This window comes from Roseateles sp., from assembly GCF_047654805.1.
Taxonomy (GTDB): domain Bacteria; phylum Pseudomonadota; class Gammaproteobacteria; order Burkholderiales; family Burkholderiaceae_C; genus Pelomonas.
In genome coordinates this window covers 2,465,569-2,489,841 of sequence record NZ_JASGIV010000001.1, presented here as the reverse complement: position 1 = coordinate 2,489,841, position 24,273 = coordinate 2,465,569, and the positions used below count along the sequence as shown (strand labels likewise).

Sequence of the window (24,273 nt, the reverse complement as noted above, 5' to 3'; positions counted from 1 at the left end):
CCGCCATGAGTGCCCGTCCGTCCATCAAAGACCAGCTTCAGCGCGTGCGGCAGGACGCCATCGTGGGTGCGGTCAACCGCCTGCTCGCCACCAAGGGCTACGACGCGATGACGGTGGACGAAGTGGCCGCCGAAGCCGGGCTGGCCAAGGCCAGCCTCTACAAGCTCTTCCCCTCCAAGGAAGAGCTTGCGGGTGCCGCCATGGTGGGGGTGCTGGACCGCGCCCTGGCGTTTGTCGATGCGCTGCGCGGCCGGGCCGAGCAGCTTGCCGAGGGCAGTGCGCCCGTGCAGGCCATCGAGCAGCTCAAGGCCGTGACGCGCTGGGCCATGGCGACGCAGCTGGAGGGCGAGATGCCCTCGTTGCCGGCCCACAACTCCAGCCTGAGCGCGTCGCTGCAATCCAACGAGGCCTACATGGACAGGCTGATCGCCCTGAGCAATCGCTTGAGCATCTGGATCACCGAGGCCCAGACCAGTGGCCAGCTCGACCCGAGGCTGCCCCCTGAACTCGTGCTCTATACCTTGTTCGCGCGCGCCTGCGATCCGGTCGTGGCCTTGCTCAAGGAGTCCGGCCAGTACACCCACGAGCAGATCCTCGACTGGGTGATCTCGACGACGTTCGGGGGCTTGGCTGAGCGGCCTTGACGACTCGGCGCGCTGACCTCTGGGCAGCGCCCCCTGGGGCAGAGGCCGCGGCGCAGTGCCTGGGCAGCGCGCGGGCGTGGCTACTCAGGCGTCGTGGCGGCTCCAGGCGATGAATGCCCACCGCATGGGCCTGCCTCCGGCGGCGGCGCGCTGCGGGTCGGCCTCGTACCAGGCCTGCAGCCGCTGACGCGCGGCACCCGTCACCGGGCCGTGCGCCCACGCCAGCCGCTGGATGAACGCTTCGAAGTCCTCGCAGCCGGCCAGGCGGCTCGGGGTGTCGATGAAATCGATCCTTGGGGCGATGCCCATGCGGTGCAGCGCGCCGAGCACGAGGAAATGGTCCGGCATGGGCGGCGGGGCCGGGTCCAGCAGCGCGTCGATCTCGGGATCGACGAAATGCCCGCCCACGAGATAGGTCAGGTAGACCCTCAGGCGTGCATGCGCGTGCAGCTTGCGCAGCGCTTCGCCCAGGTCCCCGACCAGCGTCGAGCGGGAGGCGATGGCGATGTCGCACACGGGGACATCGCTCCAGTCGTCTTCCCAGGCGCGCAGCATCGGGATGATGTTGTCGACGCTCTCGGCCGCAGCGTCCAGCCGCAGCCGCTCCAGCATGGGGCGGCTGTAGTCCAGGGCCACCACGTGGCCCTTGCGCCCCGTGAGGCCTGTGAGGCCCAGCCGCTGCGCCAGCGGCAGCGCCAGCGTGCCCGGGCCGCAGCCGACGTCGAGCAGCGTGTCGGCGCCCCGCAGGTCCATGCGGGCAAGGAAGTCCGCCACGTAGCGGCTCTGGCGCGAGTTCCTGGCGTAGCCGTCGGCACGCGCATCCCAGGCTTCGGCGGGGCGCGGGGTGATGCCGTGCTCGCGCAGGTGCTGGCGGTACAGCGCCGCGAAGTCGATGTCATCCAGGTGCATGAAGGCTAATCTCCGGCTCTGAAGCCTGCTTCGACGATGTCCTCGACGCGCAGCCCGTACAGGCTCGCCAGGGCCTGCGGCTGCATGGCCTGCTCCGGGGGCTCGCAGCCGAGCAGGGATCCCTCCTTCATCAATGCGACGCGATCGGCGATGCGCAGCGCGTGCCCGGGCTGGTGGGTGGAGACCAGGACGGCGATGCCGCTGTCGCGCAACGCGGCGATCTCGCGCAGCACGCGCAGCTGGTTGCCGAAGTCCAGGCTGGCGGTCGGCTCGTCCATCACCAGCAGCCGTGCCTGCTGCGCCAGTGCCCGGGCGATCAGCACCAGCTGGCGTTCGCCGCCGCTGATCTCGGTGTAGCGTTTGGCACGCAGCGCCCCGATCCCCAGCCGCTCCAGGGCCTCCAGGGCCATCGCCCGATCGGCCCGCGAAGGCATGGCGAACGCGCCCAGGTGCGCGCTGCGTCCCATCACGACGACATCCTCGACGCTGAAGGCGAACACGCCGGCATGGGCCTGCGGCACGTAGGCCAGCAGCCGGGCCAGCGCGGCCCGGGGCAGCGTCCCCAGATCCTGCCCCGCCACCTGTACCCGGCCCCGCAGGGCGGGCAGCAGGCCGAGCAAGGTGCGAAAGAGGGTGGTCTTGCCGCAGCCGTTCGGTCCGAGCACGCACAGCACCTGGCCGCCCGCGAGCGCGAGGTCGATGGGTCGGCCGAGCGGGCGGCCGCCGTGGCCGATTTCGAGGGCGTGCAGCCGCAGCAGTTCAGCCATGGCGCAACGCCCGAGGCCGCCCCAGCAGCCAGAGGAAGAACGGCGCCCCCACGGCGGCCGTCAGCACGGACAGCGGCAGCTCGATGGGCGCCAGGCTGCGCGCCAGCGTGTCGGCCAGCACCACGAAGCTTGCGCCCAGCAGCATGGACATCGGCAGCAGCCGGCTGAACTCGGGGCCCACCAGCAGCCGGGCCACGTGGGGGACGACCAATCCCACCCAGCCGATGATGCCGGCCATGGCGACGACGGCTGCGGTCATGAGCGTGGCGCCGCTCACCACGACGGTTCGCAGCCTGCCGACCGCGACCCCGAGCGCGGCGGCCTCGTCGTCGGGCAGGCTCAACAGGTTGATGCGCCAGCGCAGCAGCAGCAGGGGCAGCAGGCCGAGGACCACCATGGGCGTGGCCAGCCTGAGCTCGGTCGTGCCCGCGGCATTCAGGCCACCCATCAGCCAGAACGTGATGGAGGGCAACTGCACGCTCGGATCGGCCAGCAGCTTGACCAGGGAGATGCCGGCGGCCAGCAAGGCCCCGACGGCCACGCCCGACAGCACCAGCACGAGCACCGGGTCCTGCTCGCCCACGCGCCTGGCGATCAGCAGTACGCCGCCCACGGCCAGCAGTCCGCCGATGAAGGCCAGGCCCGAGACCGCCAGCAAGGGCAGGCCGAACAGTATGGCCAGGGCCGCGCCCAGTCCGCAGCCCGCCGAGACGCCAAGAATGTCCGGTGACACCAGGGGATTGCGGAACATCCCCTGGAACGCCGCGCCGGCCGCGCCGAGCGCGCCGCCCGTCAGCACGCCGGCCAGCACGCGCGGCAGCCTGACGCTCCAGATGACGGTCTCCGCGGCCGGAGCGAGCGGTGCGGGCCAGCCCATCAGCTTCGCCAGCACCGAGCGAGCCAGCTCGCCTGGGCCGAGCGGGAACTTGCCCATGACGAAGCCCAGCAGCAGCGCCGCGACCAGGGTCAGCAGCCCGAGCGCCAGGGCGCCGGGGCGGCCGAGGGCGCGCAGCGGGCGTGTGGGCCGCCGCTCAGCCGCGTCCATCGAGCAGCGCCTGGAGTTCGTCCTGGGTCGGGTGGGAGTCCCAGAAGAGAGCGTAGAAGCGGCGCGCCTCGTCCAGGGCTTCGCCGGCTTGCGGCCTGCCGGCCTTCAGGCTTTGCGCCAGGCAGCGCAGGCCCAGGAGCCGGTTCACGCCCGGCGGCGCGTCGATCCAGCCGAAGGGACGGTCGGGCAGCAGCAGCACGCGTCCCTCGCGAACGGCACGCAGCGCCTGCCAGTTCGCGTCGCTGCGCAGCCCGCGGAAGAAGCCGGCATCCTGCGTGAGCACCCAGTCCGGGTTCCACGCCAGCACCTGCTCCATCGACACCCGGGCCACGCCCGCGCGGCCGGTGTCGGCCACGTTGCGTCCCCCTGCCGCTTCGATGATCTCGGCGTTGATGGCGCCGGCAAGCGCCGTCTCCAGGCCATCGGCACCGCGCGCAAGGTAGACCGACGGCCTGCCGGGTACTGCGCCGCGGACGGTGCCTGCCTGGGCCAGTGCGTCCTGGGCATACCGGGCCAGTGCCTCTGCGCGTGGCGCCACGCCGAGCAGGCGGCCCAGTTCGCGGAACTGGGCCGGGCTGTCGGCCAGTCGCCCGTCGAGCAGCGCATAGGGCAGGGCGGTCTGGGTCGCCACGCGCTCGGCAGTCGAGCGGTAGGTCGCGTCTACGGTCCCGGCGTCCAGGATCAGGTCGGGCGCCAGGGCCAGCAGCGCTTCCACGCCGACCGTGCTGCCGCGGCCGGACAGCCGCCCCAGCGTGGGCCTGGCCCGGGCCGGCTCGGGCAGCCAGGCGCGTGCGGCATCGCTCAACGGCATGGGCCAGCCCAGCAGGCGATCGGGGGCCAGGGCGGCCAGCAGCGCGGCGGCTGGCGGGCCGGCAGCGAAGACCCGCCGGATGCTCCCGGGCGGCTTGCCGAAGAGCTGCAGCAGCCCGGCATCGGCGGCCCGCGCCGGCAGCGCAGCGGACTGCGCGAGGCCGGCCGCGGTGCCGACGAGCCAGGCGCGCCGCGACAGTCGTGGCGGCGACGCCGTCACGAGGACTCCTGTGCGCACAGGGTCTGTTCGAGCCAGTCCTCGATGGCGTGGATGTCGGCCGGCAGCATCGCCGTGCCCCCGCTGAAGTGTTCCCAGGCCGCGAGGTGCTGGGGGGCCACCACCGTCAGCAGCGGAATGCCCGCCGCCATCAGCGTCAGCAGCTCCTGCGTGAAGCCGGCGCCTTCCGCCTCCAGTCCGCCGAAGCGATTGCAGACCACCAGGTCTGGAGCCTGCAGCGCAGCATCCCGCAGCACCTGGCTGGCACGCGCGAAGCCCTGAGGGTCGGCGCGGCAGCCCTTGGCGCCGCTGCCCAGCGGCTGCGAGACCAGGTACTCGTCCAGGGTGTGGACGTCGACCAGCACCATGTCGCCCGCGCAGCCCACCGCGCCCTCGGTGCGGATCATCACCAGGCCGAGTACCTTGCGCTCGGCACGCCGCTGCGTGCAGGCGATGCGGGCCAGCAATGCATCGGCCTGTCCGCGCGCCAGGCCCTCGTCCAGGATGGCCGCGCAGCGGGGGAGCGGGAAGTCTTGCAGATCAGAATTCATAGCGTGCATTGGCGAACCACGTCCGCCCGGGGGCGGGGAAGCCGGCATCCAGCTCGTAGAGCTTGTCGGCGGCGTTGTCCAGGCCGGCCTCGAGGCTGAGCCCGTCCGGCATGCGCCAGCTGGCCTTCAGGCCCAGCAGCGTGTAGCCATGCAGGGCTGCCGTGTTGGAGGCCCAGCGCTTGGCGTTGTGCTCGACGCTGGCCTGCAGCCAGACCTGCGCCATCGGCGTGAAGCGGGCGTACGCGAACAACTTGCGGTCCGGCACGGCCAGCAGGCGGATATCGGGATTGGAGACGTTCTTCTGGTCCAGCACGGTCAGGTTGCCACCCAGCTCGAGCCGTCCCGTGATGGAGCCGCGGGCGCCGAGCTCGATGCCGTTCACGCGCACCTCGCCGACGTTGCGCATCTGGCACGGCGTGGCGGCGCTGCAGCTGCTGCCGCCGGCGACGAAAGCCGACTGGATCTTGTCGTCGACCCGGCTGTGGAACAGCGCCGCCTCGACCTCCACGGTGCCCCAGGCGCGGCCCTGGTAGCCGAGTTCGGCATTGAGCGAGCGCTCCGCGCCCAGCGCGGGGTTCTCCACGTAGCTGCCCAGGCGCTGCGAGTAGCGGTCCTTGAGCGTCGGCAGCCGGGTCTTGCGTGACAGGCTGGCGTAGGCCTGCTGGCCCGCACCGAGGTCGCGGAACAGGCCGGCCTGCAGGTTGGTGGCTCGGGTGGCGGACGGCAGGCCGTAGGCGTTGCCGTTGCTGTAGACCGAATCGGGGCGCAGCTCGTGCCGCGCCACGCCCAGGGCCAGCTGCCAGCGCGGCGCGATGGTGATGAGGTCTTCCAGGCCCACCGAGCGCAGCGTGTCCTCGAACAGCGCACCGCGCGTGGCATTGGCGTCCAGCTCCTCATGCCGGTCCTGCCGATGCTGCAGCACGGCCCGCAGCACATGGCCGGCAAAGCGGGTGGACTCGAGCTCGACCGCGCCGCCGTCGGTCCGGTCGTGGTAGATGCTGCGGCCGGTGGAGACGCTGCCCTGGCCGCTGGTGCGCAGCCGGGTGTAGGTGGCGTCGGTATAGCTGGTGACCTCGTTGTCGAAGCGGTCGCGGTACAGCCGCAGCTTGACGCGTTCGCTGCTCCCCAGCGCGGTGGTGGACACGAAGTACAGGCTCTCCTTGTCCCAGAACGGCCAGCGCCAGTAGCGCACGCCGGTGCTGCCGGTGGTGGGAGGCTGGCCCTTCTGCCCGTCCTGCTTGTAGTAGCTCAGCGCGTACTCGTCGCTGGCGTTGGGCGTGAGGCCCAGCTTGAACGACAGCTTGCTGTCGCGGCGGTCACTGTTGTTCCTCAGGCCGCCATCTTCGGTGGCCGTGGGCTGGAAGTCCGAGGGCAGCCGGAAGCCGTCGGCCTCGCGCCAGGACAGGCCGGCCTGGAGGTACCAGTGGCCCTGGCGCGTGCCGAGGTTGATGCCGGCCTTGCGGTCGCCGCCGGCGGCCGCGCCGACGAAGGCGTCGCCCTCGAAGGCCCGGCTGGGCTTGCGGGTCACGACGTTGATCGCGCCGCCCAGTGCGTTGGGGCCGTAGGCGATGGAGCTGAATCCCTTGGCGACCTGCAGCGCGGCGATGTCGTAGGTGCCGAAGCGGTTGAAGTCGACGTAGCCGTCATAGGGCACGTAGACAGGCACCCCGTCGATGAACAGCGGCACCTGCCGGGCGTCGAAGCCGCGCAGGTAGACCATCAGCTCGTTGCGCGAATTGCTCGCGATGCTGACGCCGGGCAGCAGGTTCGCCGCGTCACCGACGGTCTCGCGGCCGAACTGCTGCATCTGCTGGCGCGTGACCAGGGAGCCAGCCTGGTCCTGCGGCATTTCGCCGACCTGGGCGCGGGTGCCGGTGACCGATACCGTGCCCAGCGTGAACACCTCGCCCGTCGTCGGGGCCGTTTGCGCGAATGCCGGGGCAGACAGTGCGAGGACCGCCAGGGCGATGTTGGAGGGTCGGAGTCTCGTGAGGTTGATCATTCTTTTGGATGTGCGATGGCAAAGGAAAAGGGCAGGAAAGGGGGGGGGGGCGGAGCCCGGCCCGGGGGGCCTGGGCCAGCAGGCAAGCCGCTTCAGCCGTGGCGCAGGCAAAAGCGCGACGCCCCGTCGGTGGCCGGCGGGCCGGCCTCGCGAGCGATGGCGGCCGCGAAGCTGCCCAGGCTGGCCGTGCGCAGGGCCATGAAAGGCACCCGATGGCGTTCGCTCAGGCGCTTGAGGTTGAGCACCGAGTCGTGATCCACGCAGTCCACCGGGAAGACCACCACGTCGGCGCGTGGCAGCAAGGCGGCGAGCATGCCCTTGCGGGCCTCCAGGCCGCCGTCGTGATGGAGGAACTCGCCCCCATGGCGCTGCACGAAATCGCGGATGGCGGGTGTCGAGCTGGGACGGCCGCCGACATAGAGCAGCTTGCGACCCTGCAGCGGGTGCGGCGCGGCCGCGCCGGTCGCGCCCGGGGAGGTTGGCGAGCTCAGCCGTTGCAGCTCGGCTTCGGCGGCGGCAAGCTCCTCCGACAGGGTCTGGGCCTGCTGCTGCGCGCGCTCAAGCTGCAGGCGCTGGCGCTCGAGCGCTTGCCCGGCCTCTTCGGCGCTCCGCTCGGCCCGTTCGCGCCGCTGCGTGTGGACCGCGACCAGCTCGGCGGCGTCCGCCGCCTGTGCCCTGCCCGGCAGGGCCGCCTTTGCTTCGGCCAGCCGAGCCTCGAAGGCGAGTGCCTGGTTGCGCAGATCCTCGGCCAGGGCGTCGCGTGCCTGCTGCGCTTCCTGGCGGCGCGACTGTTCCCTCTCGAGCCGTTCCCTGAGCTCCGTGTTGTCCTTCTCCAGCGCAACGAAGCGGCGGATCTCCTGGCGGTTGGCCGAGCCCATCAGGTGCGACAGCATGTGGACTTCGCCGAAGGCCTGCTGCCGGAGTTCCGGCGTGGTGCCCCGATGGGTCAGGATGGCCCAGTAGGCGCCCGGGATCTCGCCCTGCTGCCAGGCCTGGCGCCACGCCGCCCGCAGGGCGGCCTCGTCCGTCGCGCCGGCAAAGCTGCGCAGCGTGCCGGCGTGGCGCTGGTCCAGCGCCTTGTGGATCGCCTTGGAGGCGTCGCCGCCGCGGGCGGCCAGGCTCACGGCGAGGTGGTGCACCTCCAGGTCGTCCAGCCCCTTCACCGGCGTGTGCCTGGCCATCAGCCGGCGCAGCTCGTCCGTGCCCAGGCAGGTGCCGATCACCGAGCAGTGCAGGTGCGGGTCCAGGTGATGGAGCTTGGCGCGGGGTTGTGTACCCGCGCCGCCCTCCGGCGACGCATGCTCATGCCCGCAGCCGCCCGCAGCGGTGGCCTGTGGCCCCCGGGGCGAGGTGGCGTCCATGGCGGCGGCAACGCCGGCACTGCGTTTGAAAGGGGGCGTCAGCATCAAGACCTCTTGAATGGCACACGTTCGTTGGGACGGGCGCAATATACGGACGAATATATCGGTTGCCTACCCAGTCAGATCAAGGAATGGCCGCGGAGCGCCAGGGTGCGATGGTTAAATGCGCGCGTTGAGCCACCCTGACGCTGATGCCTTCTGCCGCCAAGCCCCCCGTGCCTGCCGCCGCCCTGCGTTCATCGGCTGATCAGGCGTCCACGCCGCCGGCGTCGCCGGTGTCGCGCAATGCCGCGAGCCAGCCGCATTTCAGGCTGCGCATGCGGGTGACCGTGGGTGACGCCATCGCGGTCGGGCCCGGCAAGGTGGCGCTGCTGGAGGCCGTCCAGGTGCACCGCTCCATCTCCGCGGCGGCGAAGGCGCTGGGGATGTCCTATCGCCGGGCGTGGCTGCTGATGGACGAACTCAACCGCTCGCTCAAGGAGCCAGCGGTGACGGCCGCCGCGGGTGGCCCCCATGGCGGCGGCACCGAACTCACGGATGTGGGGCGGCAGTTGATCCTGCTCTATCGCCGCATCGAGGAACGGGCGACGGCGGCCTGCGAGGACGACATCAGGCGCCTCACGGCGCTGGTGTCCTCCTGACGGCCCTCAAGCCCTGCGAGGCCGCGCGAGGCGCAGAGGGGGCAGGCGCCTGCAGGCGCCGCAGGGATCCCTCACCGGCCGCCGCGCGCCAGGGCGGCCGCGCCGGGGGCGGGCGCCTCGACGGCGACCTGGCGGCGCTTCTTCAGCCACAGGTACAGGCCGCTGCAGAGCACGATGATGGTCACCACGTCGAGCAGTGCCCAGAGGATCTTCATCGGCATGCCACCGTAGTCGCCGAAGTGCAGCGGCTGCGACAGCAGCAGGGCCGTCAGGTACCAGGGCAGCTCGGGCGCGGCCGTCACTTCTGCGCTGCGGGCGTCCACCAGCACCGGCTTGAGCAGCTTGGCCGTCAGCGGTGTGTTGCCCTGCATGAAGAAGGTCGTGTGGTGGGGGCTGGAGAAGGCCGTGCCGGGGAAGGCGATGAAGAGCAGCTTCTTGTCCGGCTGGTTTGCCTGCGCGGCTTCGAGGGCGCGCTGCAGCGGTGCTCGCTCGGCCTCGGGGACGACGGGCTGGCCCTGGTAGGGCGCGAGCAGGGCGCTGAGCTGGTCGTACTGCCAGTACTTGATGAGCAGGTCGGCCCAGGTGTTGATGACGCCCGTGGCGCCCACCACCAGGGCCCACACCAGCGTGACGATGCCGAGCAGGTTGTGCAGGTCCAGCCAGCGGGTGCGCGGGCCGCTGGCCCGGCGCACGGTGCCGAAGTCGAGCTTGCGCATGAAGGGTGCGTAGAGCACGACGCCGGAGACGATGGCGATGACCAGCAGGAGTCCCATCAGCCCGAGGAAGAGCTTGCCGGGCAGGCCGGCGAAGAGGTCGATGTGCAGCCGCGCCATCCAGTACATGAAGCCCTCGTCATAGCGAGGCTCGGCCAGCACCTGGGCATTGCGGCCGTCGACGGCGACGGAGCGGAAGTCGTCGGTCACGTCCAGGCGGGGCGTCAGCGTCACGTACCAAAGGCGCGCGTCCTCCTCGTCGGGTGAGGTGTACTGCACGACGCGGTCGGGATGGCGGGCACGGCCGGCGGCGACCACGGCATCCAGCGAGGCGAGGCCGGCCTGCGCCTCGGGTTCGGGCAGCTCCACGGCCTTGCCGGTGAGGTGGGCGATCTCGTGCGCAAAGATCAGCGGCAGGCCGGTCAGGCACAGCAGCAGCATGAAGAGCGTGCAGACCAGGCTGCTCCATTTGTGCAGCCAGGCCCAGGCGCGCAGCGACCGCGCGCTCATGGCTTGCGCCCCGAGAAGCTGTGGCGTGCCATGACCACCAGCGGCAGGCCGAGCGCGAACCAGGCCCAGGCGTCTCCCCAGTCGTCGGAGACAAGGGCGCTGACGAGCCCGGAGGCCGAGAGAAGGGCCAGCGCGACGGGCCAGGCCCAGACGCGGCGGAAATGAGCAGACATGGGATCTCCTAGGTGTCGACATCGCGCCACGGGCAGGTCGATACAAGCCATTTTAGGTGAATCTATATGCGAATCATTCGCATTTGTATTTATAGTCCTGCCTGTCTCTCCCTCTTTCGTCAGGTTCATCCATGAATAACAAGTTCGCGCTGAGCGCATGCGCCTTTGCCGTCTGGGCCATGCTGGGCGACGCCCAGGCCCAGGCTACGACCGAGCAGATCGAAGCCGTCGTCGTGACGGGGAAGCGGGCCAACCGCATCTCCAAGGGTGCGACCGGCCTGCCCATGCAGCTCAAGGAGACGCCCCAGACCATCAGCACGCTGGACAAGGAGGACATGACGGACTTCGGCCTGACCGGCAGCAACGAGGCGCTGGGCCTGGCCACGGGCATCAACGTCGAGCAGTACGAGACCAACCGCGCGACCTTCAACGCGCGCGGCTTCGAGATCCAGCTGACGCAGCTCGACGGCCTGGGCATGACCAACTCCTGGGGCACCGTCGTCGGCCGCGAGGACACCTATCTGTTCGAGAAGATCGAGCTCATCCGTGGCGCCAACGGGCTGCTGACCGGCGTGGGCAACGCGTCGGGCACGATCAACTACGTGCGCAAGCGCCCCACGAACGAGGACGGCGGCGAGGTCAACCTGACCCTGGGCTCCTGGGGCCTGAAGCGCGTGGGACTGGACTACAACAAGGTGCTGACCGCCGACGGCGGCTGGGCCGGCCGTCTGGTCGTGGCCCATGAGGACAAGGACTCCTACCTGCGTGACCTGCACGACAAGCGCACCACCGTCTACGGCGTGGTGGATGGCCAGATTGGCGCCAACGGCGTGCTGACGGCGGGCGTCACGGTGGTCGACTCCAGGCAGGACTCGCCCATGTGGGGGTCGCTGACGCTGGTGCGCACGGACGGCACGCAGGCTGACTTCCCCGTGGGCTCGTCGACCTCGCAGAACTGGACCTACTGGAATACCAAGTCCTACAACGCCTTCGTCGAGTACACCCACCGCCTGGCCCAGGACTGGGAAGCCAAGTTCACCTACGACTTCCGCCACGGCAACGAGGCCACGAAGCTGTTCTACGCCTACACCGACTTCTCGACACCGCCCCGGCCGCTGAACCCCGACAACACCGGCCTGTCCGGCTGGCCGTACCGCAGCCTGGGCAGCACCGACAGCTCGGTGTTCGATGCCAACCTGTCAGGCCAGTTCTCGGCCTTCGGTCGCAGGCACAGCCTGCTGCTCGGCGTGAGCCGCTCCAGCGCCAAGAACACCGCCGACAGCTTCCCCGCCCTGAACAACGCCTTCATGCCGCTGCCCGCGTTCCCCTACGACGGCAACAGCTCGCCGGAGCCGACCTGGGGTGAACGCACCTTCGCCAGCGCTGGCGAGCAGACCCTGACCCGCCTCTACGTGGCCTCGCGCATCGCGCTGAGCGATTCGCTCAAGGCTATCGGTGGCATCAACGCGGTGCGCCTGGTGCGAGGCGGTGGCTCGCGCTACGGCAGCGGCGGCCAGCTCGTCGACCCGAAGACCGAGAAGGTCAGCCCCTATCTGGGCTTCACCTACGACATCACGCCGGACGTGCTCGGCTACGTGTCCTACTCGGACATCTTCCAGGCCCAGGAGCAGAGCGACATCAACGGCGACGTGCTGGCACCCACCCAGGGCCGCAACGCGGAGGCTGGCCTGAAGGCGGAATGGCTGGGCAAGTCGCTGCTGACCACCTTCGCCGTCTTCGACGGCGAGCAAAAGGGGCTGTCCACCTTCGCCGGCATTACCGGCAGCGGCCAGTACTACTACGTGCCCAAGGACGTGAAGTCCAAGGGCTTCGAGGTCGAGGCCACGGGCCGCCTGGGCAAGGACGCCAAGCTGACCGTCGGGTACACCCACCTGAGCCTGTCCGGCCTGGACGGCCAGGACACCTTCGAATGGGTGCCGCGGCGCACGCTGAACTTCCGCGTGGACGGTCCGCTGCCCGTGCTGCCGGCGCTGCGCCTGGGCCTGGCGGGCCGTTGGCAGTCCGACGTCTACAAGGTCGGCAGCGCCCGCCAGGACGCCTACTTCAAGGCGGACGCCTTCGCGGCCTACGCCCTGAACGAGCGTGCGACGCTGCGGCTCAACGTCAACAACCTGTTCGACAAGAAGGCCATCGGCGGCCTGGCCTATGGCGCCATCTACACGCCGCCGCGCAACGTCGCGGTCTCGCTGAACTACAAGCTCTGAGGCTTGCGCAGGTAGTCGACGAAGGCGAAGCTCAGGCCGCTGGCGCTGGTATGGGCCTCGCGCGCGGCCTCCGCAAAATGCTGTCGCGGCCAGTCCGGGAAATGGCGGTCGGCGTCGGGGAAGCTCGCATCCACCTCGGTCAGCGCCAGCTTGCCGGCATGGGGCAGGGCCAGCGCATAGATCTCGCTGCCGCCGATGACGCAGACCTCGGGTTCGGCCGCGCAGGCGGCCAGCGCCGCGTCCAGGCTGGCGAACACCTCGGCGCCCGGCAGTTCGCTGGCACTGCGGCTGACGACAAGATTGCGCCGCCCGGGCAGCGGGCGGAACCTGGGCGGAAGCGACTCCCAGGTCTTGCGGCCCATGACGACCGGCTTCGCCAAGGTCAGCGCCTTGAAGCGCGCCATGTCCTCGGGGATGTGCCAGAGCAGTGCGTTGTCGCGCCCGATGGCGCCGTCCTTCGCGACGGCAGCGACCAGCGTGATCTTGCTCATGGTCGGGCAGGGCGCTGGCCCGCGGACGGATGGAGGTGGTTCTCTGGCATGTCTGGATCGGCAGCAGCGAGCGCATCGCCCTGGTCCGACGGGGTCCAGGGCAGCCTGCGCAAGGCCGGACGATTATGAAGGCCCGCACCGCACCGGTGCCGCGCTCGGCAGTGGCGCCGGATGTCTGGCGTTTGCGATGATAATGATTCTCATTCGCTGACTTGTCGCGTTACTTGCTTGTCGCGCTACTTCCCTGGAGAGATCAATGACGTTTCGCCCTCGTGCACGCTTCACCGCCCTCGCTGCCAGCATCGTTACCCTTTGGGCGGCGCCGGCGCATGCCGATGCGGAGGTGACGGTCTACACGACGCGTGAGCCGGGCCTGATCCAGCCGCTGCTGGCCGCCTTCAGCGCACGCGAGAAGGTCAAGGTCAACACCGTGTTCGTCAAGGACGGCCTGCTGGAGCGGGTCAAGGCCGAAGGCGCGCGCTCGCCGGCCGACGTGCTGATGACGGTCGACGTCGGCAACCTGCTGGACCTGGTCGACGCCGGCCTGGCCCAGCCGGTCAAGTCCGCGGCGCTGGAGCAGGCCGTGCCGGCCAACCTGCGCGGCGCCGACGGGCAGTGGTTCGCGCTGTCGCAGCGCGCCCGCGTGCTTTACGCCGACAAGGGCTTGAAGCTCGGCAGCTTCCGCTACGAGGATCTGGCCGACCCGAAGTGGAAGGGCAAGGTCTGCATCCGCGCCGGCCAGCACCCCTACAACACGGCGCTGGTCGCGGCCATGATCGCCCACGCCGGAGAGGCCAGGACGGAACAGTGGTTGCAGGGCGTCAAGGCCAACCTGGCGCGCAAGGCGACGGGCGGCGACCGTGATGTCGCGCGCGACATCATGGGCGGCATCTGCGAGATCGGCCTGGCCAACTCGTACTACGTGGGCCAGATGAAGAGCTCCAAGGAGGGTAGCGACGCCCGCAAGTGGGGCGATGCCATCAAGGTGCTCAAGCCGACGTTCGCCTCCGCCAAGAACGGCGGCACCCACGTCAACATCAGCGGCGCCGTCGTCGCCAGGAACGCGCCGCAGCGCGCCAATGCGGTCAAGCTGCTGGAGTTCCTGGCCTCGGAGCCGGCCCAGGCGCTCTATGCCCAGGCCAACTACGAATACCCCGTCCGCGCCGGTGTGACGCTGGACCCGATCATTGCCGCCAGCATCGGCGAGCTGAAGGCCGACGGCCTGTCCCTCACCGAGATCGCCAAGTTCCGGAAGCAGGCCAGCGCCCTGGTCGACAAGGTCGGCTTCGATCGCTGACCGGGGGGCTCGCGTGAAGGCCGTGCGGTCGGTCGGGCCGCTGTGGCGCGCGTTCGCCATCGTCATTGCGCTGGGTGCGGTCGCGCCCATCCTCAGCCTGTTCTGGATCGCGGCCGGGGCTGACAGCAGCCACTGGGCGTTCCTGTCGGCCTACGTGCTGCCGCCGGCGGCCCTGAACACGCTGACGCTGCTGGCGGGCGTGGGTGCCGTCGTGCTGCTGGTGGGCACCGGCACGGCCTGGCTGGTCAGCACCTGCGACTTTCCGGGGCGCCGGGTGCTGGACTGGGCACTGCTGCTGCCACTGGCCATGCCCACCTACATCGTGGCCTTCGCCTACCTCGACCTGCTGCACCCCATCGGCCCGGTGCAGGGCGCCATCCGCTGGGTGCTGGGCTACGAGAGCCCGCGCGAGTTCCGGCTGCCGGACCTGCGATCCATGGGCGGCGCGGTCTTCGTGCTGGGCTTCGTGCTCTACCCCTATGTCTACCTGACGGCGCGGGCCATGTTCATGACCCAGCCGCAGCACCTGCTGGAGGCCGCACGGGCACTGGGCGAGACCCGCCTGGGCGCCTTCCGGCGGGTGGCGTTGCCGTTGGCCCGACCGGCCATTGCGGTGGGGCTGTGCCTGGCGCTGCTGGAGACGCTCAATGACATCGGCGCCTCCGAGTTCCTGGGCGTGCACACGCTCACTGTCGCGATCTACACCACCTGGATCACGCGCTCCGACTTGGGCGGCGCGGCGCAGATCGCCTGCGTGGCGCTGGTCATGGTGGTTGCACTGGTGCTGCTGGAGCAGCATGGCCGGCGCCACCAGCGCTTCGGATCCGCGCAACGCATGCGGGCACTGCGCCCGCGCCGGCTGGCCGGCTCGGCCGCCTGGGCGGCGACGGGCGCGGCGGCGCTGCCCGTCTTGATCGGCTTCGTCGCGCCCGCGCTCTACTTGGCCTGGGAGACCGTCAAGCGCCTGCGGCTGGGCAGCGGTGTTTCGGAGCACCTGCTTGCCAGCCTGTTCAACACCGTGGCGCTGGCCACGGGCGTCACGCTCTTCACGGTGGGCGCAGGCCTGATCGTGGCCTGGGCCGCGCGCAACCAGGGTACGCGCCGCAACCCCGATCAATGGCAGGCACGGCTGGCGTCGCTCGGCTATGCCGTCCCGGGCACCGTGCTCGCCATCGGCTTGCTCACGCCCGCCCTGGCGCTTGACAACGCGCTCGCGGAGCTGCTGGGGCTGAAGTCGCTGCCGTTGATGGCCGCGGGCATCGTGCTGGTCGTGGCCTGCGGCATCCGCTTCCTGGTGATGCCGGTCGGCAGCATCCAGGCGGGGCTGGCGCGCATTCCGCCGGCCATCGAGCAGAGCGCCCGAGTGCTCGGCGAGTCCGCGTCCGGCACGCTGCGCCGGGTGCACCTGCCACTGCTGAAGCCGGCCATCGTGACCGGTGCGCTGCTGGTGTTCGTCGACGCGATGAAGGAGCTGCCGGCGACGCTGCTGCTGCGCCCGGCGAACTTCGACACGCTGTCCACGCTGCTCTATGGCGAGGCGGCGCGCGGCACCTACGAAGAGGGCGCCATTGCAGCGCTGGCCATCGTCGTGGCGGGATTCGTGCCAGTGGCCTTGCTGGCGCGCACGTCGCGCGCCGAAACCAAGAAGGAGCTCGCATGAGCGTCGCACTGCGCCTGGAAGGCGTACGGCTGGGCTACGAGCTGGGGCACGAGTTCCATACCGTCGTCGACGATGCGTCCCTGACGCTGGATGCGGGCCGCATCGGCTGCCTGCTGGGGCCGTCGGGCGGCGGCAAGTCCACGCTGCTGCGCGCCATCGCCGGCTTCGAGCCCGTGCGGGCGGGCCGCATCCTGATCGGCGACCGCGTCGTCGCTTCCGCCAACGTGAGCGTTGCGCCGGAGCGGCGCAGCGTGGGCCTGATGTTCCAGGAGTACGCGCTGTTCCCTCACCTGACGGCCGCGCAGAACGTCGGCTTCGGGCTGAGGAAATGGTCGCGGGCCGAGCGCGACGCGCGCGTGCTGGAGCTGCTGGAGCTGGTCGGCCTCGCCGCCGCCGGTGGCCGCTATCCCCATGAGCTCTCGGGCGGGCAGCAGCAGCGCATCGCGCTGGTGCGCGCATTGGCGCCGCGGCCGGCGCTGCTGCTGCTGGACGAGCCGTTCTCCAACCTCGATGCACAGACGCGCGAACGGCTGGTCGTGGAGGTGCGCGACATCCTGCGCGCCGCCGGCCAGACGGCGCTGCTGGTGACGCACAACGAGGCCGAGGCGGCCGCGCTTGCCGATCAGGTCAGCACGGTGGGCCACGGCCGGCTGGAAAACCGGGCCGCCTGAGCTTCAGACGGCGACGTCCGCCTTGATGGGTGGGTGCGGGTCGTAGCCGGCCACCTCGAAGTCGTCGATGGTGTAGGCATCGATGCTCTGGGCCTTCCTGAGCAGGCGCATCGTCGGCGCCGGGCGGGGCGTGCGGCTCAGCTGCTCGCGCGCCTGGTCGACGTGGTTCAGGTACAGGTGCACGTCGCCGCCTGCCCAGATGAACTCGCCCGGCTCCAGGCCGGCCTGTTGGGCCAGCATGAGCTGCAGCGCCACGGCGCCGGTGAAGTTGAAGGGCGCGCCCAGCAAGATGTCGCAGCTGCGCTGGAACATCATGCAGTTCAGCCGGCCGTCACTGGTCGTGTGGAACTGGTAGACCATGTGGTTATCTCTGACATCTCTTTTCGGGGCCAAAGCGGAGTTCGATGAGCTGGCTCGCATGACGGACATCGAGGTCATTGACGTCGATGTCAGCGATGCCGGCGTGGCCGTGCACTACTCGGTCTCTTGGGCAGCCTTTCACCCGTGCGACGACAAGACGATTCAGGGCGATACGGTCCGGGTCGTGCGTGGTAGGACCGAGGGAGCGCACTGGCTCTTCTCCGAGGCAGTGCCTCCGACCGTGCGCAGCACCCTGGACGAGTTCCGACCCTACGACATGGACGCATCGACGCCTCCTACGAAGCCGGCGCCTGAGCTCGAAGCCATAGCAAAGGCGATCAAAGACCTGGACCTGCTCATCCGGGCGTTGCTGACTTCGCTGCCCGCCAGCAAGCCGTGGCAGCGACAGCTGAGGTTGCACTTGGCAGACGCTGACCGATTGCTGCAGGTCTGGCGGATGAATGTCGTGATGGACCGCAGCGGTGTGGACATCCTTCTGGCGGCGCAGGAGCTGCTGATGCCGCTGCGTGCGGCGAACGTGTACGTCGGATCAGGCCGAGCCGATGCCGGAACCAAGCAGGCCGTTCAGCTCGGCTTCAATCTGGCTCAGCGGACCGTGGCGGCGCTCGAGTCACTGGACGCGTAGGCCGCAACCCTCAAGTGACGGTCACGCAACTGCAGTTTGTATCCGACGTACGGACATCACCATTAAGGCAGCGATGAGGCACGCAGCGCCGGCTGCGAAGAGAGCTGGGTTGTACGTGAGGAGCAAGGTGCGAGTTAGCCCCGCACCGTACGCGGCAACAGCGGCGCCTAGCTGATGGGCAGCAAACACCCAGCCGAAGATCAGCCCGGCCCTTTCCTTGCCGAAGGACTGCGCTGCAAGCTTGACTGTCGGCGGAACCGTTGCAATCCAATCGAGACCGTAGAACATCGCAAAAAGCGACAAGCCGTAGAGCGTGAACGTTGAGAACGGCAGCCAGAACAAGGACAACCCGCGCAAGGCGTAGTACCAGAACAGCAGCTTACGATTGTCGTAACGGTCTGAGAGGTAACCCGACAGCGTCGTGCCCACAAGGTCGAAGGCTCCCATCATGGCCAAGACCGAAGCGGCCGGCACTGCGCTCAAACCGTTGTCGCCGCATAGGGAAATGAAGTGGGTTTGTACGAGGCCGTTGGTACTCAGGCCGCAGATGAAGAAGCTGCCGGCGAGCACCCAAAAAGTTCGATGCCGTGCGGCCTCGGCCAATGTCGTGAAAGGCGCGAGAAAGTTCAGCTTTGCCGGCGTGCTCGCTGAAGCCACTGGAGTGGCTTCCGCTTCTCCGTAGGCGCGAAGTCCAACCTCATGCGGATGGTCGCGCATAAACATGACTGCGAGCAGGGCAACCGCGACGCAAGCCAACACAATGGGTAGCACCGCGTACCGCCATCCCAGATGTTCAATGATCCAGGCCGCAGCGGGCAGAAATATCAGCTGGCCCGTAGCTGTGCTTGCTGCAAACAACCCGACGACGAGGCCTCGGTTGGCTGTGAACCAGCGGTTTGCCACCATGGCGCCCAACACGAGTGCTGTCAGCCCTGTGCCGCACCCCAGGACGAGACCCCAAAGCAAAAACAACTGCCAGAGCTGCGTGACGGCCGTGGCCAACGCCATAGATACCGCAATGAATGCAGCTGCTACGACCATGATTCGGCCAAGGCCGAAGCGGGCTATGAACAGGGCCGCGAACGGGCCGAGTAGCCCGAAGAGCGCGAATCGCACTGCGAACACCGATGACAGTTGATCCGTGGTCCAGCCAAATTCTTTGCTCAGCGGCTGCAGCATGGCTCCGGGCAGGCCAAGTGCAGCCGAAGTGGTCAACATGGCAAGAAAGGTCACTGCGGCCACGACCCATCCATAGTGGATACCGCGTCGACCGAGAGCCTTGGATGTAAGTTGGGCGAGCATCGGACCACCAGGATTGTTGTAATTGCAATGATTGTAGCTACAATCATGAAATGAACTCAATCGGTTCCAGAGACCCTAAGACACCGACGGTTTCCCCTCGAGGCTGTAGCAGCCTCAAGATCAGGCAGTTATCCCGGCGGGTCAGCCAGCATTTCGATGCTGTCGTGGCGAGCGTTGACCTCAAGACGACCCAGTATTCCTTGCTGTCGCACATCATCCGGATGGCCCCGGTACGACCAGGGCAGCTGGCCTCAGCAATGGAGATGGATGCTTCTACTTTGACCCGAAACCTACAACCACTGATGGCACAAGGATGGGTCAGAGTCGGGCCTGGCGACGATGGGCGCAGCCGACAAGTTGAGGTGACCGAAGCGGGGTTGGCGAAGCACGCGCTTGCAAAAAGGGCATGGCGGCGCGCCCAGGAAACGTTCAATGACCGATTGGGAAACGACCTTGTGCAGCGACTTCATGACGTACTAGACGAATGTCTCGCGGCTATGCACGATAAAGGGAGTGTTGGTGAGTGAGTGCGGAGCCGAGCGGGCATCCAGTCGAGTCGCGCGACCGGTTGGTGCCGCTTAGTCGACGTGTCCGTATGTGCGAACGAGGTGCGCCGAATCCAGATCGCCGTATCCGTCCGGCAAAGTCATCTTGAACCGGCAGTCGCCTGCGACAAGGATGCTGTCCACGTAACGTAGGTGGACGCATGACAAGCGACAAGAAGACACGGCGGCGATACAGCGAGTTGAAGAAGGCGCAGGTGCTGGCCGAATGCAGCGAGCCCGGCGCGTCGGTGGCCAAGGTGGCGATGGCTCATGGCATCAATGCCAACGTCGTTCACCGCTGGAGGCAGCTATCTCATGGCCAGGCTACTACCGGACTCGCCAATACAAGCGAGTTCATCGCGCTCACGCTTCCTGCGCCGACGGAGTCCTCCGCGGTGGCGCCTGATGTCCGAGTCGAACTCAGGCGCGGGCCACTCTCGATCACGGTCACCTGGCCGGTCAGCGCGGCGACAGAGCTCGCCGCGTGGACTCGCGAGTTGTTGCGGTGATCCGCGTCGACGCCGTTTGGCTGGCGGTCGAGCCACTGGACATGCGCGCCGGCACCGAAGCAGCCCTGCGGCGCGTGGTTGCTGTCTTCGGTGCTGCCCGGCCCCATCATGCCTACCTCTTCGCCAACCGCCGCGCCAACCGGATGAAGGTGCTCGTGCATGACGGCATCGGCGTGTGGCTGGCGGCCCGCCGCTTGAACGCCGGCCGCTTCGTCTGGCCGCGCGACGTGGCCTGCACGCTGAGCCTGAGCCGCGCCCAGTTCGACGCCCTGCTGCTGGGTCTGCCCTGGCAGCACGTCGGCGAGGCTGGCGTCATCACGCTGCTGTAGCTCGGCGTCCATTGCGGCATCTGCCGATGGGCAGCTCGGTCTGCGCCGGGCAGCCGTGGTGGCCAGCACGCCCGTGACTTCCTTGGCTTGCCGGGAACGCCGGGCAAGCCAGCTTGGCAGGGCAAACTCGTGTGCGATGACTTTGCCGGCTACAAGGCCTGCTTCGAGCTGGGCGTGAGGGAGGCCGGCTGCATGGCGCACGCCCGGCGCAAGTTCCACGAACTCTGGGCTAACCACGGCAGCCAGGTCGGCGAGCAGGCGCTGAAGTTCTTCGGCCAGCTCTACGAGGTGGAGCGAGCAGCGGCCAACGCCGACAGCCAAGCCAGGCTCGAAGCCCGTCGAGCAGCCCGGCCGTTGGCCGATGCACTGAACCAGTGGCTCCGGCAACAGCGCCAGCGCGTGCCGGAGGGCTCAGCCACCGCCCGTGCCATCGACTACAGCCTCAAGCGCTGGACGGCGCTGACCCGCTACCTCGGTGACGGCGATCTGCCCATCGACAACAACTGGGTGGAGAACCGAATCCGGCCGATTGCGCTGGGGCGGCAGAACTGGCTCCCCCCCGCGTCAGAATGGTTGTCGCCCCGATAGAACCGAAGAATTGGGGGTGACGATGAGAGAAGAAGTTGGCTCGATACGGACAAGCATTCAAGGATCGGGCGGTAGCGCGCATGCTGCCGCCGGAGAGCGCGCCGCCGGAGGTGGTGTCGCGTGAGATCGGCATCGGTGTGGACACGCTGGAGCGCTGGCGCGCGCAGTCGCTGTCCAAGCCGCTGCAAAAGCGCGAGTGGACGGCCGCCGCGCGGCTGGAGGCGGTGATCACGACCGCGGCCATGGACGAGGCCACGCGCAGCGCCTGGTGCCGCGAGAACGGCGTGTACCCGCAGCAATTGCTGCAGTGGCGCACCAGTGCGACGCAGGCCCTGGCCGCGCCCGAGGAGGCGCGCGCGAGCCCGTCGCAGACCCGCGAGGATCGGCGTCGCATCAAGGAGCTCGAGCGCGAAGTGCGCCGCAAAGACAAGGCCCTGGCGGAGACAGCAGCGCTGCTGGTACTTTCAAAAAAAACGGCGGCGATCTTCCAAAGAAACACGCAGGGCGAGGACGAATGATCGGCCTCGAAGATCGCCAAGAACATGCCCGCAACATTGAAGTCGCGCGCCGAGCCGGAGCCCGGCTTCACCAGGCCTGCGAGGTGGTGGGTATCACCGCACGCACCCTGCAGCGCTGGAATGCTCACCAGGGCCTCGAAACGGGCGATGGCAGGCCCGCAGCGATGCGCCCGGTGCCCGCGCATGCGCTGACCGAAGCCGAGCGCGCCGAGGTCCTGCGCGTGGCCAACGAGCCGCGCTTCGCCGACATGCCGCCGGCGCGCATCGTGCCGATGCTGGCTGACGAGGGCGTGTACATCGCCAGCGAATCCACCTTCGCACGCGTGCTGCGCGCCCAGGGCCAGATGCGCCATCGAGGGCGGGCTAAGGCGCCGCGCAAGAGCCGGCCGCCGACCACGCACATCGCCACCGCGCCGCGACAGCTGTGGTGCTGGGATATGACGTTCCTGCCCACGCAGGTCGTCGGGCGCTGGTTCTTCCTGTACCTGATCCTGGACGTCTACAGCCGCAAGATCGTGGGCTTCGAGGTGCATGAGGAGGACGACAGCGATCACGCCGCGCGGCTCGTGCAGCGCACCGCGTTGGCGGAGGGCATCCATGCCCTGCCGCGCGACGACAGGCCCGTCCTGCACGGCGACAACGGCGCCACGCTCAAGGCCACCACGGTGCTGGCGATGCTGTGGTGGCTGGGCGTGAAGCCCTCGTACTCCCGTCCTCGCGTGAGCGATGACAACGCCTTCGTGGAGTCGTTGTTCCGCACGGCCAAATACCGGCCGGAGTTCCCGGACAAGGGCTTCGCCGACCTCGGCGCCGCGCGCGAATGGGCGCGCGAGTTCGTGCATTGGTACAACTACGACCACCGTCATAGCGGCATCCGCTACGTGAGCCCGGCGCAGCGCCACGACGGCGCGGACGTTGCGCTCCTCGCGGCCCGGCACGACGTGTATCACAAGGCCCGAAAGCGCAACCCGGCGCGCTGGTCAGGCCGCACGCGGGACTGGTCGCACATCGCGGCCGTCACGCTCAACCCAGAACGCGACTCTGTCGTCGCTGCGACCCGGCGCAGCAAGGATAGTCAGCCATTGGCTGCATAACCGAGGCGACAACTAGATTGACGCGCGCCGGCTCTTCGCCGGCAGCTTGCGCGCGGGCAAGCGGGCCGAGACCGCTGCATAACTGACGTCGCAAGGAGTGGCGAACGGCCAGGCCAGCTCGGATTTCGAGATGCGCAATAAGGATCGAGTTTTCGGGCCGTTTTGACGCTTTTTGAGCCCGTTCCCTGGGGCCTTCGCCCCCTCAGGACGGACTACTGCCCGGACAGGGCTGCAGCCGCCCACTGTGCAGCTTCCTCATCGCCTTGAGCAGGTTCAAGCCCAATGCCGCCCAGGCCATCTGCGCCTGTGTCTTGGCCGCCCCGAAGTACCGCGCCCGGCTCAGATGGAAGCGCCGTTTCATCGTGCCGAAGCCCTGCTCGACCTTGTAGCGCAATGTGGCGATGGCCTTGTTCATCTGCGTCTGCAAGGGATGCACCGGTTTGCCGCGGCTGCCTTTGAACTGGATCAGGTCGCCGATGCCTTTGCCCTTGAGGTACTCGCGGTTGGCGGCACTGGCATAGCCCTTGTCGGCCAGCACACCCTCGGGCTGGATGCCCTGTTCGACGAGCGCGTCGACGATGCCGGGCAGCTTGTTCACTTCGGCCTGGTTGGCCGGATGCACCTCGACGTGCTCGACATAGCCGTCCTCGGTGTCCACCGCGCTGTAGCCGCGGTAACCGAAGAAGGCGTCCTTGCCCTTCTTGACCCAGCGCGCCTCATCGTCGGCACTGTCCACCATGTCGGCCTCGCCGTCGTCATCGACTTCGAGATGCTGGTTCGGGTGCGCGGCGCTCTCGATGATGGTGGCGTCGATGATCGCGCCGCGGCTGCCCGCCACCTTCAGCCCCTGGCCTTCGAGTTGCACATTGATCCGGCGCAGCAGCACCTGGTCGAGCTTGGCCGTCACCAGTCGGTTGCGGAAGCGGCAGATCGTCGTGGCGTCGGGGAAGCTGCCCTCACCCGGCTCGAAGCCGGTGAACACCATGAAGTCCAGGCGCACCTTCAGTGCGTGCTCCAGCTGCGTGTCCGACAGGCCATGCCACTGACCCAGCAGCATCAGCTTGAACATCGCCAGCGGCGCATAGGGCTCGGGGCCGCCGCCATGCGTGGCCTCGCGCTTGTACAGACCCTTGAGCTTGTGCGCGATCTCGGCCCAGTCCAGCAACTCGTGCAACTTCATCGTCGGCGAGTCCTGGACCAACGGCTTGGCACCCATCAGGAAGAAGCTGTCCATGTCCCGATTGCACCGCACACATCAGGACTGCGCATCGGGGAAGTTATGCAGCGGTCTCGGGCCGCGGCTGTGATGAGCCTCATTCACTCGGCCAAGCTCAACGGGCTTGATCCCTACGCCTATCTGAGCGACGTTCTGAAGCGGTTGCCAACGCACCCTGCCAACCGAATCGACGAGCTGCTGCCGCATCGCCGGCAGACTCTCAGCTGAGCTGCCTCTGCGCGCGCGTGAAGCAAGAAACTTGCTTTAAATCAATGGGTTGCTATGAAGAGCAAGGCAAACAACATAGTAAATTTCGGGGCAATAGCATAGTAAATTTGTCAGCCGGATGCCTTTGCCGGACGCTTACAGATCGCCGCCCGAGCTGACTCGAGTAGGGCGGCGTTGAGCTTTGCAGGCATGTCGATGGCGAAGCAAACCTGGACTTACTACGCCTTGCATCAAGGATTCCGCCCGGGGAG

General features: G+C 68.5%; 23 protein-coding genes and 3 pseudogenes. 13 read left to right on the top strand and 13 right to left on the bottom strand.

What is annotated here, in order from left to right:
• Positions 1 to 5: 5 nt before the first annotated feature.
• Positions 6 to 644 (top strand): TetR/AcrR family transcriptional regulator, encoded by a 639-nt coding sequence (locus QM732_RS11100; RefSeq protein ID WP_415656207.1) that lies wholly within the window; start codon positions 6 to 8, stop codon positions 642 to 644.
• A gap of 84 nt (positions 645 to 728) precedes the next feature.
• Here QM732_RS11100 and QM732_RS11095 read toward each other — a convergent pair whose 3' ends face one another.
• The 7 genes from QM732_RS11095 to QM732_RS11065 form a co-directional block, all read right to left on the bottom strand.
• Complete coding sequence (locus QM732_RS11095; RefSeq protein WP_415656206.1) at positions 729 to 1,553, bottom strand: class I SAM-dependent methyltransferase; 825 nt, start codon at positions 1,551 to 1,553, stop codon at positions 729 to 731.
• Between the two features lie 5 nt (positions 1,554 to 1,558).
• The gene (locus QM732_RS11090) at positions 1,559 to 2,320 is read right to left on the bottom strand and encodes an ABC transporter ATP-binding protein (protein WP_415656205.1); all 762 of its coding nucleotides are present in this window, start codon (positions 2,318 to 2,320) and stop codon (positions 1,559 to 1,561) included.
• Complete coding sequence (locus QM732_RS11085; protein ID WP_415656204.1) at positions 2,313 to 3,365, bottom strand: FecCD family ABC transporter permease; 1,053 nt, start codon at positions 3,363 to 3,365, stop codon at positions 2,313 to 2,315. Before QM732_RS11085 ends, QM732_RS11090 begins: the two co-directional genes overlap by 8 nt.
• Positions 3,352 to 4,395: an ABC transporter substrate-binding protein gene (locus QM732_RS11080; RefSeq protein WP_415656203.1), complete on the bottom strand. Its 1,044-nt coding sequence runs from the start codon at positions 4,393 to 4,395 to the stop codon at positions 3,352 to 3,354. Before QM732_RS11080 ends, QM732_RS11085 begins: the two co-directional genes overlap by 14 nt.
• The gene (locus tag QM732_RS11075) at positions 4,392 to 4,943 is read right to left on the bottom strand and encodes a DUF2478 domain-containing protein (RefSeq protein ID WP_415656202.1); all 552 of its coding nucleotides are present in this window, start codon (positions 4,941 to 4,943) and stop codon (positions 4,392 to 4,394) included. The genes QM732_RS11080 and QM732_RS11075 overlap by 4 nt, the downstream gene beginning before the upstream one ends.
• Entirely contained in the window at positions 4,933 to 6,945 is a 2,013-nt protein-coding gene (locus tag QM732_RS11070) for a TonB-dependent receptor plug domain-containing protein (RefSeq protein WP_415656201.1), read from the bottom strand. The genes QM732_RS11075 and QM732_RS11070 overlap by 11 nt, the downstream gene beginning before the upstream one ends.
• Before the next feature lie 92 nt (positions 6,946 to 7,037).
• A complete protein-coding gene (locus tag QM732_RS11065; protein WP_415656200.1) occupies positions 7,038 to 8,351 on the bottom strand; it encodes a DUF2325 domain-containing protein in 1,314 nt (437 codons plus the stop codon).
• Positions 8,352 to 8,497: 146 nt separating this feature from the next.
• On the opposite strand from QM732_RS11065, the gene QM732_RS11060 reads away from it, so the two are divergent.
• A complete protein-coding gene (locus QM732_RS11060) occupies positions 8,498 to 8,947 on the top strand; it encodes a winged helix-turn-helix domain-containing protein (protein WP_415656199.1) in 450 nt (149 codons plus the stop codon).
• A gap of 71 nt (positions 8,948 to 9,018) precedes the next feature.
• Here the strand turns inward: QM732_RS11060 and QM732_RS11055 are convergent, their stop codons facing one another.
• Both QM732_RS11055 and QM732_RS11050 read right to left on the bottom strand, forming a co-directional pair.
• Positions 9,019 to 10,170: a PepSY-associated TM helix domain-containing protein gene (locus tag QM732_RS11055; RefSeq protein WP_415656198.1), complete on the bottom strand. Its 1,152-nt coding sequence runs from the start codon at positions 10,168 to 10,170 to the stop codon at positions 9,019 to 9,021.
• Positions 10,167 to 10,343 carry a hypothetical protein gene (locus QM732_RS11050; RefSeq protein ID WP_415656197.1) on the bottom strand — a complete coding sequence of 59 codons (177 nt, stop codon included), beginning with the start codon at positions 10,341 to 10,343 and terminating at the stop codon, positions 10,167 to 10,169. The genes QM732_RS11055 and QM732_RS11050 overlap by 4 nt, the downstream gene beginning before the upstream one ends.
• 131 nt (positions 10,344 to 10,474) lie before the next feature.
• On the opposite strand from QM732_RS11050, the gene QM732_RS11045 reads away from it, so the two are divergent.
• Positions 10,475 to 12,568: a TonB-dependent siderophore receptor gene (locus tag QM732_RS11045; protein WP_415656196.1), complete on the top strand. Its 2,094-nt coding sequence runs from the start codon at positions 10,475 to 10,477 to the stop codon at positions 12,566 to 12,568.
• Here QM732_RS11045 and QM732_RS11040 read toward each other — a convergent pair.
• The gene (locus QM732_RS11040; RefSeq protein WP_415656195.1) at positions 12,556 to 13,059 is read right to left on the bottom strand and encodes a dihydrofolate reductase; all 504 of its coding nucleotides are present in this window, start codon (positions 13,057 to 13,059) and stop codon (positions 12,556 to 12,558) included. The two genes, QM732_RS11045 and QM732_RS11040, sit on opposite strands and share 13 nt — an antisense overlap.
• A 256-nt stretch (positions 13,060 to 13,315) precedes the next feature.
• Between QM732_RS11040 and QM732_RS11035 the strand changes: the two genes are divergently transcribed.
• From QM732_RS11035 to QM732_RS11025, 3 genes are read left to right on the top strand one after another with little or no spacing between them, the layout of a single operon-like run.
• Entirely contained in the window at positions 13,316 to 14,356 is a 1,041-nt protein-coding gene (locus QM732_RS11035) for an extracellular solute-binding protein (protein ID WP_415656194.1), read from the top strand.
• Positions 14,357 to 14,369: 13 nt separating this feature from the next.
• Complete coding sequence (locus QM732_RS11030) at positions 14,370 to 16,016, top strand: ABC transporter permease (RefSeq protein WP_415656193.1); 1,647 nt, start codon at positions 14,370 to 14,372, stop codon at positions 16,014 to 16,016.
• Positions 16,013 to 16,687, top strand: a complete 675-nt coding sequence (locus QM732_RS11025) for an ABC transporter ATP-binding protein (protein ID WP_415656192.1) — start codon at positions 16,013 to 16,015, stop codon at positions 16,685 to 16,687. Before QM732_RS11030 ends, QM732_RS11025 begins: the two co-directional genes overlap by 4 nt.
• Positions 16,688 to 16,690: 3 nt before the next feature.
• On the opposite strand, the gene thyA is transcribed toward QM732_RS11025, so the two are convergent.
• The gene (gene thyA, locus QM732_RS11020; protein WP_415659368.1) at positions 16,691 to 17,107 is read right to left on the bottom strand and encodes a thymidylate synthase; all 417 of its coding nucleotides are present in this window, start codon (positions 17,105 to 17,107) and stop codon (positions 16,691 to 16,693) included.
• On the opposite strand from thyA, the gene QM732_RS11015 reads away from it, so the two are divergent.
• Complete coding sequence (locus QM732_RS11015; protein WP_415656191.1) at positions 17,106 to 17,693, top strand: hypothetical protein; 588 nt, start codon at positions 17,106 to 17,108, stop codon at positions 17,691 to 17,693. The two genes, thyA and QM732_RS11015, sit on opposite strands and share 2 nt — an antisense overlap.
• Before the next feature lie 21 nt (positions 17,694 to 17,714).
• On the opposite strand, the gene QM732_RS11010 is transcribed toward QM732_RS11015, so the two are convergent.
• Positions 17,715 to 18,995, bottom strand: a complete 1,281-nt coding sequence (locus tag QM732_RS11010) for an MFS transporter (protein ID WP_415656190.1) — start codon at positions 18,993 to 18,995, stop codon at positions 17,715 to 17,717.
• A gap of 50 nt (positions 18,996 to 19,045) precedes the next feature.
• Between QM732_RS11010 and QM732_RS11005 the strand changes: the two genes are divergently transcribed.
• The 5 genes and pseudogenes from QM732_RS11005 (at position 19,046) to QM732_RS10985 (ending at position 22,578) form a co-directional block, all read left to right on the top strand.
• Positions 19,046 to 19,522, top strand: a complete 477-nt coding sequence (locus QM732_RS11005; protein WP_415656189.1) for a MarR family winged helix-turn-helix transcriptional regulator — start codon at positions 19,046 to 19,048, stop codon at positions 19,520 to 19,522.
• Positions 19,523 to 19,701: 179 nt separating this feature from the next.
• Entirely contained in the window at positions 19,702 to 20,049 is a 348-nt protein-coding gene (tnpA, locus tag QM732_RS11000; RefSeq protein ID WP_415656188.1) for an IS66-like element accessory protein TnpA, read from the top strand.
• Complete coding sequence (tnpB, locus tag QM732_RS10995; RefSeq protein WP_415656187.1) at positions 20,025 to 20,378, top strand: IS66 family insertion sequence element accessory protein TnpB; 354 nt, start codon at positions 20,025 to 20,027, stop codon at positions 20,376 to 20,378. Before tnpA ends, tnpB begins: the two co-directional genes overlap by 25 nt.
• Before the next feature lie 51 nt (positions 20,379 to 20,429).
• A pseudogene (locus tag QM732_RS10990) lies at positions 20,430 to 20,933 on the top strand (IS66 family transposase); the annotation flags it as partial.
• A 68-nt stretch (positions 20,934 to 21,001) separates the two neighbouring features.
• Positions 21,002 to 22,578 (top strand): annotated as a pseudogene (locus QM732_RS10985) (IS3 family transposase).
• Positions 22,579 to 22,780: 202 nt separating this feature from the next.
• On the opposite strand, the gene QM732_RS10980 reads toward QM732_RS10985, so the two are convergent.
• Complete coding sequence (locus QM732_RS10980) at positions 22,781 to 23,812, bottom strand: IS5 family transposase (protein WP_415655568.1); 1,032 nt, start codon at positions 23,810 to 23,812, stop codon at positions 22,781 to 22,783.
• A gap of 54 nt (positions 23,813 to 23,866) precedes the next feature.
• Between QM732_RS10980 and QM732_RS10975 the strand changes: the two are divergent.
• Positions 23,867 to 24,022 (top strand): annotated as a pseudogene (locus QM732_RS10975) (transposase domain-containing protein); the annotation flags it as partial.
• Positions 24,023 to 24,273: the final 251 nt, after the last annotated feature.